Origin of the sequence: uncultured Alcanivorax sp. (assembly GCF_947258575.1) — a bacterium.
GTDB lineage: Bacteria > Pseudomonadota > Gammaproteobacteria > Pseudomonadales > Alcanivoracaceae > Alcanivorax.
In genome coordinates this window covers 56,382-70,287 of record NZ_CAMYIV010000012.1, presented here as the reverse complement: position 1 = coordinate 70,287, position 13,906 = coordinate 56,382, and the positions used below count along the sequence as shown (strand labels likewise).

The 13,906-nt window shown below is 58.7% G+C and carries 15 protein-coding genes; 4 read left to right on the top strand and 11 right to left on the bottom strand.

Features of this window, described 5'->3' with window-relative positions; all coding sequences use genetic code 11:
- Positions 1 to 4: 4 nt before the first annotated feature.
- Genes tatA through tatC form a run of 3 tightly spaced genes read left to right on the top strand, consistent with a single transcriptional unit; the run spans position 5 to position 1,387 of the window.
- Positions 5 to 238, top strand: a complete 234-nt coding sequence (tatA, locus tag Q0Y02_RS13805; RefSeq protein ID WP_297769642.1) for a Sec-independent protein translocase subunit TatA — start codon at positions 5 to 7, stop codon at positions 236 to 238.
- 44 nt (positions 239 to 282) lie between these two features.
- Positions 283 to 636, top strand: a complete 354-nt coding sequence (tatB, locus tag Q0Y02_RS13800; RefSeq protein WP_297769638.1) for a Sec-independent protein translocase protein TatB — start codon at positions 283 to 285, stop codon at positions 634 to 636.
- Positions 629 to 1,387 carry a twin-arginine translocase subunit TatC gene (gene tatC / locus Q0Y02_RS13795; RefSeq protein WP_297769635.1) on the top strand — a complete coding sequence of 253 codons (759 nt, stop codon included), beginning with the start codon at positions 629 to 631 and terminating at the stop codon, positions 1,385 to 1,387. The genes tatB and tatC overlap by 8 nt, the downstream gene beginning before the upstream one ends.
- Positions 1,388 to 1,517: 130 nt before the next feature.
- Here tatC and Q0Y02_RS13790 read toward each other — a convergent pair whose 3' ends face one another.
- From Q0Y02_RS13790 to pip, 5 genes are all read right to left on the bottom strand, one after another.
- The gene (locus tag Q0Y02_RS13790) at positions 1,518 to 2,459 is read right to left on the bottom strand and encodes an alpha/beta hydrolase (RefSeq protein ID WP_297769632.1); all 942 of its coding nucleotides are present in this window, start codon (positions 2,457 to 2,459) and stop codon (positions 1,518 to 1,520) included.
- The gene (locus tag Q0Y02_RS13785; RefSeq protein ID WP_297769629.1) at positions 2,438 to 4,267 is read right to left on the bottom strand and encodes a DUF4105 domain-containing protein; all 1,830 of its coding nucleotides are present in this window, start codon (positions 4,265 to 4,267) and stop codon (positions 2,438 to 2,440) included. Before Q0Y02_RS13785 ends, Q0Y02_RS13790 begins: the two co-directional genes overlap by 22 nt.
- 114 nt (positions 4,268 to 4,381) lie before the next feature.
- Positions 4,382 to 4,864 (bottom strand): DUF3015 domain-containing protein, encoded by a 483-nt coding sequence (locus Q0Y02_RS13780; RefSeq protein ID WP_297769626.1) that lies wholly within the window; start codon positions 4,862 to 4,864, stop codon positions 4,382 to 4,384.
- A gap of 178 nt (positions 4,865 to 5,042) precedes the next feature.
- A complete protein-coding gene (dtd, locus tag Q0Y02_RS13775; protein ID WP_297769623.1) occupies positions 5,043 to 5,480 on the bottom strand; it encodes a D-aminoacyl-tRNA deacylase in 438 nt (145 codons plus the stop codon).
- Complete coding sequence (gene pip, locus Q0Y02_RS13770) at positions 5,477 to 6,400, bottom strand: prolyl aminopeptidase (protein WP_297769620.1); 924 nt, start codon at positions 6,398 to 6,400, stop codon at positions 5,477 to 5,479. Before pip ends, dtd begins: the two co-directional genes overlap by 4 nt.
- On the opposite strand from pip, the gene Q0Y02_RS13765 reads away from it, so the two are divergent.
- Positions 6,399 to 6,866 carry a nuclear transport factor 2 family protein gene (locus tag Q0Y02_RS13765; RefSeq protein ID WP_297769617.1) on the top strand — a complete coding sequence of 156 codons (468 nt, stop codon included), beginning with the start codon at positions 6,399 to 6,401 and terminating at the stop codon, positions 6,864 to 6,866. The genes pip and Q0Y02_RS13765 overlap by 2 nt on opposite strands.
- Positions 6,867 to 7,019: 153 nt before the next feature.
- On the opposite strand, the gene glnG is transcribed toward Q0Y02_RS13765, so the two are convergent.
- From glnG to Q0Y02_RS13735, 6 genes are all read right to left on the bottom strand, one after another.
- Positions 7,020 to 8,453 carry a nitrogen regulation protein NR(I) gene (gene glnG / locus Q0Y02_RS13760; RefSeq protein WP_297769614.1) on the bottom strand — a complete coding sequence of 478 codons (1,434 nt, stop codon included), beginning with the start codon at positions 8,451 to 8,453 and terminating at the stop codon, positions 7,020 to 7,022.
- Positions 8,454 to 8,508: 55 nt separating this feature from the next.
- A complete protein-coding gene (gene glnL / locus Q0Y02_RS13755; protein WP_297769611.1) occupies positions 8,509 to 9,618 on the bottom strand; it encodes a nitrogen regulation protein NR(II) in 1,110 nt (369 codons plus the stop codon).
- 136 nt (positions 9,619 to 9,754) lie between these two features.
- Positions 9,755 to 10,495: a DUF4124 domain-containing protein gene (locus tag Q0Y02_RS13750; RefSeq protein WP_297769608.1), complete on the bottom strand. Its 741-nt coding sequence runs from the start codon at positions 10,493 to 10,495 to the stop codon at positions 9,755 to 9,757.
- A 154-nt stretch (positions 10,496 to 10,649) separates the two neighbouring features.
- Positions 10,650 to 12,056 (bottom strand): glutamate--ammonia ligase, encoded by a 1,407-nt coding sequence (gene glnA, locus Q0Y02_RS13745; RefSeq protein ID WP_297769605.1) that lies wholly within the window; start codon positions 12,054 to 12,056, stop codon positions 10,650 to 10,652.
- 229 nt (positions 12,057 to 12,285) lie between these two features.
- On the bottom strand, positions 12,286 to 12,537 hold the full coding sequence (locus Q0Y02_RS13740; protein ID WP_297769600.1) for a sulfurtransferase TusA family protein: 252 nt from the start codon (positions 12,535 to 12,537) through the stop codon (positions 12,286 to 12,288).
- A gap of 134 nt (positions 12,538 to 12,671) precedes the next feature.
- Complete coding sequence (locus Q0Y02_RS13735) at positions 12,672 to 13,769, bottom strand: tRNA (5-methylaminomethyl-2-thiouridylate)-methyltransferase (protein ID WP_297769598.1); 1,098 nt, start codon at positions 13,767 to 13,769, stop codon at positions 12,672 to 12,674.
- Between the last annotated feature and the right edge of the window lie 137 nt (positions 13,770 to 13,906).

Here is a 13,906-nt window from a genome sequence, read left to right as displayed (position 1 = left end):
CAGCATGTTTTCCGGCATCAGCATTTGGCAGTTACTGATCCTTCTGGCCATCGTGGTTCTTCTGTTCGGCACCAAGAAACTGCGCAATATGGGCGGCGACTTGGGTGGGGCTGTAAAAGGCTTCAAGAACGCCATGAAAGACGGCGAGGAAGAGCAGGACCAGAAGCGTCTGGCCGAAGACGAGAAGGACACCACCGAGCAGAAAACCGAGAAGGACAAGGAAAAAGACCAAGCCTGATTCGCCTGGCTTCGAGCTTTCCCATGCCCCGTTAAGAGGTTTCCATGTTCGATATCGGCTTCGCCGAACTTTCCCTGATTTTCATCATCGGTCTGGTGGTGCTCGGCCCGGAGCGCCTGCCCACCGTGGCGCGCACTCTCGGTCAGTGGGTCGGCCGTGCCCGCTCCACTTTCAACCACCTGAAAAACGAACTGGAACGCGAAGCGGTGACCCAGGACATGCGCGAGCGCATGGAAAAGCAGATGCGCGAGATGGGCCTGGACGAAGACAGCATTCGCGACGCCAAGGAAAGCCTGCTAAGCCCGGAACAGATTGCCAAGGCGAGAACGCCCCGCGACTCGCAAGCGGACGCCGCCGACGACAGCGAAAAACCCCAGGAACCACCGCGCCATGAATGACGCCAGCAACGATTCCGGCCAACCACTGATTGCCCATTTGCTGGAACTGCGCAATCGCCTGCTCAAAGCCATGGCAGCCATCTTCGTGGTGTTTCTGGGGCTGTTCTATTTCTCTCGGGAACTGTACACCCTGGTGGCCAAACCGCTGATGCAGGCCATGCCCGAAGGCACCAGCATGATCGCCACCGGCGTCGCCTCACCGTTCCTGGCGCCCTTCAAACTGACCCTGTACCTGAGCATCTTCGTGGCCATGCCCTTTATCCTGCATCAGGCCTGGGCCTTTGTGGCTCCGGGCCTGTACCGGCATGAAAAGCGCCTGGCAATTCCCCTGCTGGGCAGCAGCGTGCTGCTGTTCTACGCTGGCGCCGCCTTTGCGTATTTCGTGGTATTTCCGCTGATGTTCCAGTTCTTTACCGCCATTGCCCCGGAAGGGGTGGCGGTGACCACGGATATCAGCAGCTATCTGGATTTCGTGCTGGCCCTGTTCCTGGCGTTCGGGCTGGCCTTTGAATTACCCATCGCCATCGTGCTGCTGGTGAGCACCGGCGCCACCACCGTGGAAAAACTGGCCGGCGCCCGCGCCTATGTGGTGGTCGGCTGTTTCGTGGTGGGAATGTTGCTTACCCCGCCGGATATCATTAGCCAGACCCTGCTGGCGCTGCCCATGTGGTTTCTGTTCGAGGTGGGGCTGCTGGCCGCGCGGCTGATTCGACGGGAAAAGCAGAAGCAGCAGGAAACGCCTGACCCGTAGGGGGTAGATTAGCCGAAGGGCGTAATCCACCAGACCAGGCACATCGAACACTCTCCCAGCTCATGGTGGATTACGCCCTTCGGCCTAATCTACCCCCTACGCTCAGTCTCACGCCCGGCAGATACCTTCATCAAAAGCGGTAGCCATTATTGCCGGTTGGCGCAGGTGGCAACGGCAACGGGGCCAAGCCCTCCATGCCGTCCTTACGGGCCGGCGGCGTTGGCGCCGCTGCGGCGCAACCATTGTGCTGCAGAAAATCCACTATGCGCTGCTGCACCGACGGATCCCGGGTGCTTTCGATATGTCCGCCGCGCAAGCGCTGGAACGTTTTCGGCTCGTCGGCAGCGGCAAACAAGCGCTTGCCGTGGTCATAGGGGATAATCGGGTCGTCTTCACTGTGCATCACCAGCAAGGGCGTCGGTGCCACCCCGGCAATACGGGATTCCGGGTCCAGGTCCGGGCCGGGCATGCCCGGCACCACCAGCCAGCGCAGTGGCCACAACAACCAACTCCCTTGCATCACATCACTGGTGATACCTCGATAGCTGGCAAAGGCCGCCTCCAGCACCACGCAGTCCGCCGCGCCCTGATTCTCGGTATCGCCCAGCACCGTGGTTGCCATGGCGCCACCCAGACTCTGACCAAACACCGTCAGCGGGCCCTCAGCACCCTTGGCATTGCGCAACCAGTCCAGCCCCAGCTGCACATCGTCGAATACCGCCGGCAGTTTTGGCTTGCCCTCTGACAGGCCATAACCCCGGTAATCAAGCAGAAAAACGTTATAGCCCCGCGCCGGCAGCCACTGCACGCTGGCCAGGTGGGTGCTGATGTTCTGGGCATTGCCGTGGAGAAAATACACGGTGCCGCGCACATGACCCTCACCGGCGGCCGGCAGCCACCAGCCATGCAGGCGCAGCCCGCGCGGATGGATCAGCACCACATCCTCGTAGTTGAGCCCCTGGTTTTCCGGGTTTTGCACCCAGGGCTCCATGGGATAGAAGAACAGTTTGCTGCAGCCGGTCAGCGCCATGGCTAGCCCGGTCAGCAGGATCAGTCGAAGTACCATCGCCATTGCAGTTTGAACTCGTTATCGCCATCCCCGCGCCAGCCTTCCCGGCTCAGCGATGCCCGCAGCCCGTGCTGTCGGGCAAAGGCCCAGTGCACGGCAAGCTCGGAGGTATGTCGATAGGTATCGTTGGTGAAGTAATGTCCCACACTGCCCACTTGCCATTGCCAGCGCCCGCGCTGGTAGAGCAGACCGGCATCCAGCCCGGCCCCGGGGGTGAGGAAGGTATCGAAGTCGCTATTATTTTCCATTCGCAGGCTGGTTAACAGGTAGGGCTGCCAGTTGCCCATGGCCCAGCTGCCACCCGCGCCGCCCTGAACATAACGCACCAGCCGGCGCCGCCCCGCCCAGGCCCTCTCCAGGCCACCCTCCACATACCAGCTCAGCGGTTTGCTGAAACGGTTACGGGGTGCCAGCGAGCGAATGCTCACCACATCCAGTTCTTCCAGTCGTGGATCACCGGATTCCGTGCTGCGCAACGTCAGCCCAAGTCCCTGTATCTGTGCGCCACGCAAAAACCCGTAATTATTATCCAGCAAGTCATGGTAGGTGAGCCGGTAACTCAGCTCGCCAAAATCCTGGTTCCCTTCGCGTTGGCCTCCCGCCAGTGCCAGCATCTGGGTGCCGTGGCCGGATTCCGGCGGCTCGGGATCCACGGTTTCCGGCACATCCACCTTCGGCAGCCGGTTCATCTCGGTCAGTAAGGTAAAGGAATCCTTGGCGGCTTCCGGGTCCCTGGCCCCTTTTCGATTGACCAGCCGCAGATAGCGGTAGGCGGTGGTCACCATCAGCGCCTGCTGCTGCGCCCCGGCCTGCTGAAACGCGTCCGATTCCATTAACCCGGGATCATCCGCAAGACGACGGGCCAACTGCTGCTGATCGGGCGCCATCTGGCGACGCAGATTATCCAGCTCCACCGCCTTGGAGGGGCGGTAATGACGCTCACTGATCAGGCCGCGATCGTCCAGGGCACGGACCGTATTCACCGGCACTTCGGCAAATCGCAGCTCCGTGAGCAGCTGCGAATCCGGGCGGGCCACCTCCACCAGCTCCAGCAGACGGAAGGAGCAATTTTCGTCAAAAAAGTAGTAATCGAAATTGATGTCTTTCAGTTCCCAGAGATGCTCGATCAGCCAGTCAATTTCCTGCTGATCCAGATCCAGGGTGTACTCCCACATGTCGCGATTTTCCATGTGGGAATATTCCTGAATTTTTTGCACATAGGGTACCAGGGCAAAGCGACCGGGGTAGCCGCCGGCCAGCCCACGATAGATATAGAAAAAGGAATTATCGGCCTCACTGGACACCGCCCCGAAATTCACCGCCCAGGACAACCACACCGCACTGTCTTCACCCTGATCCAGGCGCAACAGGGTATGGCCGAACATGGACGACGGGCTGTTCAGATACGCGGCCGGAAAAACCAGTACGGCCCGACTGGCCTGCACCGCAGCACGCCATTCGGAATAGTCCTCGCAATGGGCAAACGGAGTCTCATCCTGCCAGCTTAAATGCCCGGCCAGAAAGCGATAGCGGGCGGGAAAACGACAACGTTCAGGCGCTTTCTCCGGCTCAAGCGCCGTCACCGTTGCTCGCAATTCGGCAAGCACATCATCCTTGCCGTTATCCGCCAGGAAATAATTATCGTCGTCGATATAACTGCGGCCCCGATCACGCAGGGTAGCACCAGGATTCACATGCATGAGCGCCTGCCATCGTGACGAAGCGGCAAGGTCGACCAGGGAGGGAGGGAGGTTCGCGGCCAACGCCGGGGCAATCCAGCACAGCAGCACACAAAGCAGTCCAGTGCGCATCCGGTATTATCCGTGATTCGAGCGGGAAGAATTCAGGCCTGGATCTGCAATGGCAGATCAGACAAACAAAGCCCCGCCGTTGGGCGGGGCTTGTTAGTAAACGTGGTTAACCGTTTACGCCAGGTACTTGGACAGGCTCTCGTCCTGCTTCATTACCTCGGTGATGCTGGCCATGACTTCCTCGGCGGTTACATCCTGGTGCGGAAAGATAACAGCAAAGTTTTCATGCATGGCGGCATTGAAACGGGCACGATCACCAGCTTCGACACCCATGGATACAGACAGTGCGGTCAGGGCTTCGCCTTCACCGGTAGCCATATCCTGAGCCACTTCTTCCATCACACCGGTCATGCCCAGCAGGCTCTGGCCGCTGTAGGTCAGAGAACCATTGGTATCGCAACCGTTGGTGCCGGTAGTCATACCAAAGGTGGCGTTGCCGGAGGTGCCGTTCACAATGGTCGCCAGCAGGTGCATGGGCAGACCGGAGTTGCCTTCGAACAACAAGTTGCCCCAACCACAGCCCGGACCACCCGGTGCTACGGCCATGGCAGAAGTAGAAGCGCCAAGCAGAGTGGCAGCGATAAGCGTCTTTTTCATTCTGAGATACCTCCAAGTTTTTATAGGTCGTCCCTGGGGATACTTCACAGCACCAGGCTGTATTTCGCAACCCTGTTGCAGCGATGCTGCTCCGTGCTCTCCCCGTCACCCGTAATCAGGTAACAAACTTCATCATAAACAAGGCGAGAGCCTTTGCAATACAATTGCAAAGCCGCTGTCACGAGCTCAAAAGAAATGTGACGGGCCCATCATTGACGAGCTGAACCTGCATGTCGGCACCAAATACACCGCTGCCCACTGGAATATTCTGCTTCTCCAGTTCCCGCAGATAGCAGTCGTACAGTTTTTTCCCCTGCTCCGGCGGGGCAGCCTTGCTGAAGCTGGGCCGACGCCCTTTGCGGGTATCCGCCGCCAGAGTAAACTGGGATATGGCAAGAATTGCCCCATGGATATCCCGCACATCCAGGTTCATCTTTTCATCGCTATCGGCAAACACCCGGTAACCCACCGTTCTTTCCGCCATCCGCGCGACCGTAGCCTCATCGTCACCGACCTCAATACCAACCAGCAACAGCAGACCTTTACCGATACGCCCTACACAATCGCCGGATACCGTTACCGATGCTTCGCTGACACGCTGCAACAACACCTTCAATCGTCAATCCTCTTTTCCAGTCGCTTCACTGCCGCCACCAGCGCATTGGCAATCGCCGGGTCAGAAGACGAATGACTGCCCCCCTCCACCCAGTGGAGGCGGCTGCCCGGCAAGACCTGATGCAGCGCAAGGGCCTGATCTGCCGGGCAGACGAAATCCCGGCTGCCGTGAACAATTTCCACCGGCAGGGTCATGCCGGCACAAGCCGCCAGCAATGGCGTGGCCAGGAAACCGTCGTTGAGAAAATAATGGGTTTCCTGCATGGCCATGCATAACTCATCATCGCTGGCGTCACCGGGCGGCAACACTGACGTTAACGCCAGAGTAGACTCCCAGTTACACCAGCTGCGGGCATGATAGCGGGCTCGATCTCCCTGTAGCCCCTGATGATAGCGCTGCAGCAGGTTCCCCTCGCCAGGCGGCGCTTGTTGCTGCAATACCTGCCACGCCTCAGGAAACAGCCTCGCCGCACCCCCTGACGTATAAAGCCAGTCACGGTCTTGCTGCCGGCAAAGAAAAACGCCCCGCAACACCATACCGGCGACTCGCTGCGGATGCGCCGCCAGATAGGCTAACGCCAGAGTGACACCCCAGGAGCCACCGAACACTCGCCATTGCTGCACACCCAGGGCTTCGCGAAGAGACTCAAGATCAGCAATCAGATGCGCGGTGGTATTGTCACGGATCGACGCCAAGGGACGACTTTGACCGCTACCTCGTTGATCGAAGAGAATAATGCGGAACCGTCGGGGATCGAAAAACCGGCGCATAAACGGCGAACAACCGCCACCGGGCCCGCCGTGCAGCACCACCACGGGCACACCGTCCGGGTTGCCGCTTTCTTCCACGTAAAGCTGGTGCCCCTGGCCTACCGACACCAGAGACTGCCGATAACTGTCCGGCAAGGGGAATAACGCCATGAGAGCTGCACTTGTCTGCAGAAAGACCTCAGCATACCTGCTGCTGTTTACCCTGCAACTGTTGGTCGCCGGCTGCAGCAAGACACCCCCCGAGCAGGCGATTCTGGACGCGCTGCAAAATCTCGAAACAGCAATAGAAGCCGGTGATACCGGCGCTGTGATGGACACGCTCACCGACCCGGCAGAGATTCAGCGGGGCAGCCACTCCCTGCAACGGGACGAGGTGCGGCGTCTACTGATGGGAACCTTCCTGCGCTACCCGAAGCGCCAGCTGGCCATCACCCAGGTCAACATCGAGCTGGATCCGGTCACCCAGCGCCACGCCCGCGTCACCTTCACCGCCTTCGCCTGGGGAGGCCAAAGTGTTATGCCCGACAACGCCGACAGCTACCGGGTGGTGAGTGACTGGCGGGAAGACGGGAAGTGGAAGATTGAAGGACTGACAGCGAACGGACTTCGAGAGTGAACAGTAAACAGTAAACAGTTCGCGATTTTGCGCTCGTTATTCCCCAACGCAAGAGGCCGCGCCCAGAGTATGGGCGCGGCCTCTTGCGTTGCAGAACCTGAAATCCAGTCCCGCGAACTGTTAACTATTCACTGTTCACTGTTAACTGCTTTATCAATCCTCCTCCCCACCACTCAACTGCCCCTCCATATCCAGCTCCTTGATCTTGCGGGTGAGGGTGTTGCGACCCCAGCCGAGCAAAGCGGCGGCATCTCGCTTACGGCCGCCGGTGTGCTGCAGGGCTACTTCGATCATGGTGCGCTCAAAGCCGGGAACCGCCTGCTCAAGAATGCTTCGCTCACCCTGAGACAGGGCGCGATCGGCCCAGTTGCGCAGAGACTTGAGCCAGTCGCCGGACACATCAGCCCCCTTGGCCGCACCCGCTTCTTTCAACTCCGGGGGCAAATCATCCACCAGGACTTCGCGGCCAGACGCCATTACGGTCAGCCAGCGACAGGTATTTTCCAGCTGCCGCACATTGCCTGGCCACGCCTGAGCAGACAGATATTTCTCGGTATCCTTGTGCAGAATTTTCGGCTCCACACCCAATTCATGGCCTGCACGCTGGAGAAAATAATTTGCCAGCCGGGGAATGTCTTCGCGGCGCTCGGCCATACGCGGAATATGGATGCGAATCACGTTTAACCGGTGGAACAAATCTTCCCGGAAGTCCCCTTCCTTCACCAGTTTTTCCAAATCCTGGTGGGTGGCAGCAATAATCCGCACGTCCACATGGATTGGTGTTGTACCACCGACCCGGTAAAACTCACTTTCCTGCAATACCCGCAACAGACGGGTCTGCGCTTCCAGCGGCATATCACCGATTTCATCGAGAAACAGGGTGCCGCCATTGGCCTGCTCGAAACGGCCAACGCGCTGGTTGTTGGCACCGGTAAACGCCCCTTTTTCATGGCCAAACAGTTCGGACTCGATCAGATCCTTGGGAATGGCTGCCATGTTAAGGGCCACGAAATTCTTTTCCCGACGCATGGAATGGCTGTGCAGGGCCCGTGCCACCAGCTCCTTACCGGTACCGGACTGGCCATTGATCAATACGGTGACGTTGGAATGGCTGAGCCGGCCAATGGCGCGAAACACCTCCTGCATGGCCGGTGCTTCACCGATAATTTCGGTGGATTCTTCCTCCACCGCTGCGGGCTGTTCACCGCGGGATTCTTCCCGGTGCTTGATGGCGCGGCGCACCAGCGCTACCGCCTCATCCACATCAAAAGGCTTGGGCAGGTATTCAAAGGCCCCGCCCTGATAGGAGGCCACCGCCGAATCCAGATCGGAATGGGCGGTCATGATAATCACCGGCAGGTCCGGATTCTTGCGCTGCAGGATCTTGAGCATGCGCAGACCATCGGTGCCCGGCATACGCACATCGCTGATCAGCACCTCCGGCTCCTGACCACCCGCTTCCAGGGTATTCAGGGCCTCATCACCATCCTCGAAACAGGTTACCGCGTAACCCTCCTGGCTCAGTGCCTTTTCCAGCACCCAGCGAATGGAACGGTCATCGTCGACTACCCATACGGTTACGCTCATGACCGGCCTCTCCCTGGGGTTTCACTGTTGTCGTTGCTCACGGCTACATAGGCGCTCATGACTGTTCGCTCTCCGTTACTTCCGGCTGCTCCATTGGCAGCAAAATACTGAATACGGTATTGCCCGGTACGCTTTCGCACTCGATCAGCCCCTGATGCTGGCTGATGATGGACTGGGCAATGGACAATCCCAGCCCGGTACCACTGGCCCGGCCACTGACCATGGGATAGAACAGGGTCTCCTGCACATCCGGGGCAATGCCCGGGCCGTTGTCGACAATATCCACCCGCAGCACCAGACGGTGACGCAGGGAGCCGATGGTGAACTGCCGCAACACCCGGGTGCGCATGATGATGCGGGCATCCTCGGTGTGCGACTCCAGCAAGGCCTGGGTGGCGTTGCGGATAATATTGAGCAGCACCTGGATCATCTGATCCCGATCGGCGATCACATCCGGCAAACTGATATCGTAATCCCGCCAGATGGACACACCCTTGGGATGTTCCGCCAGCAACAACTGGCGTACATGCTCCAGGCACTCATGGATATTCACCGCCTTGAATTCCGGCGGTTTACGCGGGCCCAGCATACGATCCGCCACCGTGCGCAACCGGTCCGCTTCATCAATGATGACCTTGGTGTACTCGGTCAGATCCGGGGTCGGCAGGGCTCGCTCCAGCAACTGTGCAGCACCGCGGATGCCGCCCAGTGGATTCTTGATCTCGTGCGCCACACCGCGCACCAGCGCCCGGGTGGCCTGATGGGCATGAATCAGCGCCTCCTCCCGGGTAATGCGCAATAGCCGATCCAGCGGCTGCATTTCCATCAACAGGCATAGCGTCTGGCCCGGCTCATTGATCGGGCTGACCGAGTAATCCACCGTTATTTCATAGCCGGGAGACACCGCCAGGCGGGCCTCTCGACGGGTAAAGGGGTGCTCATCCCGAATGCACTGGCGCAGGGCAGCACGGGCCTCCTCGTCATCAAAGAAATAGTCCGGTAACGGCTGCCCCATGGCACGACTGACACTGGTCGCCAGCAGCATTTCCGCCGCCGGATTCAGGTAGCGGACCTGCAGATTGTCATCAAGCATGATCACTGCGGTGCGCAGGTGATCGAGTAAACGTTTGTGCAAGGTGACACCACCCATCAACTGTTGGCCCATAACAGGGCATAAGCAATTATCAGGCCATCTCTGCCAACGCCGCAGATGCACGGCTTCAGGTCGTCACAGCAGAAAACGCAGCCCCATGATGATGAGTGTAGCGGGATTCAGGGAAGGGGTGCACAGATATGGTGCATTATCGAGGAGTCAGAACGGGGCGCTGCTGGGCCGGGCGGGCGGGCTTTCCCGGGCCCGCCGCCTCCCCCGCCCCCGCAGGCCTGCCGGATGATGCCGTTTCACCCGCCTTTGCCGGGCTGCCGCGACTGGCAGGATCGCCTATGGCGTTGGGATCTCTATTGTTCCCATTTCCCGGCCCGTTCTGGAAATTCTGCACCGTGCTGCGATGAACGTAGACCCGCACAGGCTCAGAGCTAATCAAGACTTCACCATCCGGGTTGATCACTTTTACCACCAGGGAGTGCGTGCCCCGGATGATGGTATTCAACTCCATCCCCGGCTGCTCTTCCCCATTATCAAACAGGACAAGACGATCCTCCCCCTGAAGGGATGGCTGCAGATCGACAACTATCGGCACTGGCTCCCGCGGATTACGGATCGTGCTTTCCGGCTCAGGGCTGGTGATTACAAGAGTGCGGTACTCCTCAGCCTGCTCTTCTTCAGCGGCCTGAGAGTCAACCTGAGGAAGCTTTACCTGCTTCATGGGTACCGTATTGGGCGTGCGCAAGTGCACCTCCTCTGAGGCCCCCTTATCCTCAGCCGGCTGGTCACTGAAGATCACATTTCCATGCTTATCCACAGACCGATATATTTTAGCCGGCGCCTTGGCCTCTTCGCCCTCTCCCTCCACCTTTGTCTCAGCATGGAGTCCGCCGAAGCAAAGAAGCAGCCCGGCCATCAGCATTCCTGTTTTCTTCATTATCGCCTCCCATGAACCTACCCTTGATTCTCACTCGCTCATAAAGCACGGGAAAGGGCCAAATGCACAAATTGGCGCTTCAAGCAGAATAACACAGACAAAAAAAGCCCCCGACAAGCGGGGGCCCTCTTTCTGCAATGTTTCCCGAAGGAAATTAGCAGGAGTAGTACATATCGAACTCGACCGGGTGCGGGGTCATGTTCAGACGCTCGATCTCACCACGCTTCAGGGAGATGTAGCCTTCGATCATGTCCTTGGTGAACACGTCACCTTCGGTCAGGAAGTCCATGTCGGCTTCCAGACAATCCAGGGCCATGGTCAGGGTGTGCGCCACGGTCGGGATGTCTTTCGCTTCTTCAGCCGGCAGATCGTACAGATCCTTGTCCATGGCGTCGCCAGGGTGCAGCTTGTTCTTGATACCGTCCAGGCCAGCCATCAGCAGTGCCGCGAAGCACAGGTAGGGGTTGGCAGACGGATCAGGGAAGCGTGCTTCGATACGACGGGCCTTGGCACTGCTCACGAACGGAATACGGATGGAAGCAGAACGGTTACGGGCAGAGTAAGCCAGCATTACCGGGGCTTCGAAACCGGGCACCAGACGCTTGTAGGAGTTGGTGGAACCGTTGGTGAAGGCGTTCAGGGCACGGGCGTGCTTGATGATGCCGCCAATGAAGTACAGCGCTTCGTCGGACAGGCCAGCGTAGCCGTCACCGGCGAACAGGTTCTTGCCGTCTTTGGCCAGGGACACGTGAACGTGCATACCGGAGCCGTTATCGCCGATCAGCGGCTTGGGCATGAAGGTAGCTGTCTTGCCGTAGGCGTGGGCCACGTTATGTGTGCAGTACTTGAGGATCTGCACTTCGTCAGCCTTGGCGGTCAGGGTGTTGGCGCCAACACCGATCTCACACTGGCCAGCGGTGCCCACTTCGTGGTGGTGAACTTCGATCTTCAGCCCCATGGACTCCATGGCAGAACACATGGCGCCACGCAGGTCGTGCAGGCTATCTACCGGCGGAACCGGGAAGTAGCCGCCTTTCACGCCCGGACGGTGACCAATGTTGCCACCTTCGAAGTCTTCGTGGGAAACCCACGCGGCTTCTTCGGAGTGAATGTTGTACATGGAACCCTGCATGTCGGATTTCCACTGCACGGAATCGAATACGAAGAATTCCGGCTCCGGACCGAACAGCGCGGAATCCGCGATGCCGGTAGCCTTCAGGTACTCTTCAGCACGCTTGGCAACAGAACGCGGGTCACGCTCGTAACCGGTCATGGTGTTCGGCTCGAGAATGTCACAACGCAGGTTAACGGTGGCCACGTCAGTGAACGGGTCCAGCACGGCAGTAGAGTCGTCAGGCATCATCACCATGTCGGACTCGTTGATGCCTTTCCAACCAGCAATGGAAGAGCCATCGAACATTTTGCCATCCTGGAAGAAATCTTCGTCGATTTCGCCCACGGGGAGGGTTACGTGCTGCTCCTTACCACGGCTATCGGTGAAGCGCAGGTCCACCCATTTCACATCATTATCTTTAATCAGCTTGAGGGTCTTTTCAGACATTGTCGTGCGTCCTCCTAAGGAACAGCGGGTTTGTCTCTGGCTCATCGCCCCGCCCCGCATCAGGGCAGAACAGAGAGCCGGTATTCTCGGCCACCAGGCCTGCTTTGCCAATAGGGAGGCAAGTTCCATGCCAGCCCTTTTTTAGCGCATTTGACGCCAAAATACAGAATCAAGGGGAAAATAGCACCTTACGGTGCTCTATTGTGGTGCGTTGCACCATTTTGCGGCACTAAAATAGTGCACCGTTATCCTCGCCTACCCGCAGGACCACAAACACCTCATTGCCCGCCTCGCCGGTTTCCACCACCTCGTGCCCGTTGATCCGGCACCAGGCAGGGATATCGCTCAGCGCGCCGGGGTCCGTGCATACCACTCGCAGGCAATCACCGGAGGCCAGGGTGCGCACCTTGTTCTGCGTCTTGATCACCGGCATGGGACACAGCATGCGGCGCACATCCAGTTCGTGAAAAGCTTCGGTCATCAGGAATCCTTGGCTTCTAGCTTCTAGCTTCTAGCTTCTAGCTTCTAGCTTCTAAAGATGGTGCCGCGCTCCAAACTAAGCACAACCCCAGCAACATTGTTTGTTTTCCTCGCAGCTAACAGCTCATCGCTGCTTTACCCTACATTCCAGGCCAACGGCACCGCATCCGGGTGAAACGGCTCAACAGTGACCTGGCGCGCCACACCATCCGGGCTGCGCACTTCCAGGGTAACCTCATCCGACGAACGCCCCTTGGAATAACGGGCCACAATCGCCGCCGCCTGCTGCATTTCCTCATCATTCTGGAAATTGCCATCCACCAGGGCCAAAGGCCCCGGGCAGCTCACCGTAGTGATGCTGGTAAACTGGTAGCGATATCCCTCCAGGAAACGGTTCTCACCTTCCTCCCGGCTGATGATCAGCTTTAAGTGGGGCTGCGGACGGATATGACGCCCCACCTTTAACAGCATGATGTCATCCAGTTCGTAGCGACGCTCGTTGCGGGCCTTCCACAGATCCGCCAGCTTGTTGGAATAGGATTCGTCGGTAAGGAAGCAGCAACCGCCGGCGGGCTGGGCAAAGTCATCCAGCCCGAACTTCTTGGCCAGGGCCATTTGCGGTTTGCGGCTGCGGCCGGAAAAATCGTGCAGGGACTCCCGGTCTACCCAGCCTTCACGTTCTGGCAGGGTAGCCGGCAAGTTCTTCGCGCATAGCGGCCGCAGCAGACGCTCGTCGGCGCCGGATTCCGCGCTGATGATCGGCATGGTGGCCTTGCGCTGGCTTTTCGGGCGCTGGCCGATCACCTCGCCCGTGACGATAAAATCAAACCCCCGATCGCCGGCAAACTCCCGGGCCTTGTTGATCATCAGGGTGGCCTGGTTGACCATGAAAATCTTGCAGTCCAGGCAGGGATTCAGGTTGGCCCCGTAGCCATGCCTGGGGTTGAGCACCACATCCTTGTACTCCTCGGAGATATCAATGATGTGCATCTTGATGCCAAGCTGCTCGGCCACCCACAGGGCGTTGTTGCGCTTTTCCTTATCCTTGTCTTTCTTGCGGATGGCATGGGTATGGCCTTCCACACAGAAACCGGTAAAGAAATTCACGCCCTCTACCTCGATCCCCTGCTCCTGCATCACCTTGACGGCCAGCATGGAGTCCAGTCCGCCGGACACCAGTGCGATAGCGCGGCGCTTAATCGGTTGGATTGACTCAGTTACAGAAGACGTCATGTGAAAAAACCTGCTGCCTTGATCGGCGCTCAAAAAATGGGCGGCGAAGTATAGCAATCACGCCCTCCTGACGCACCCTTCACCCAGGCCCGGCTGTCACCTGAGGGTCATATCGCTGGTCCAGACTCGACATTCCT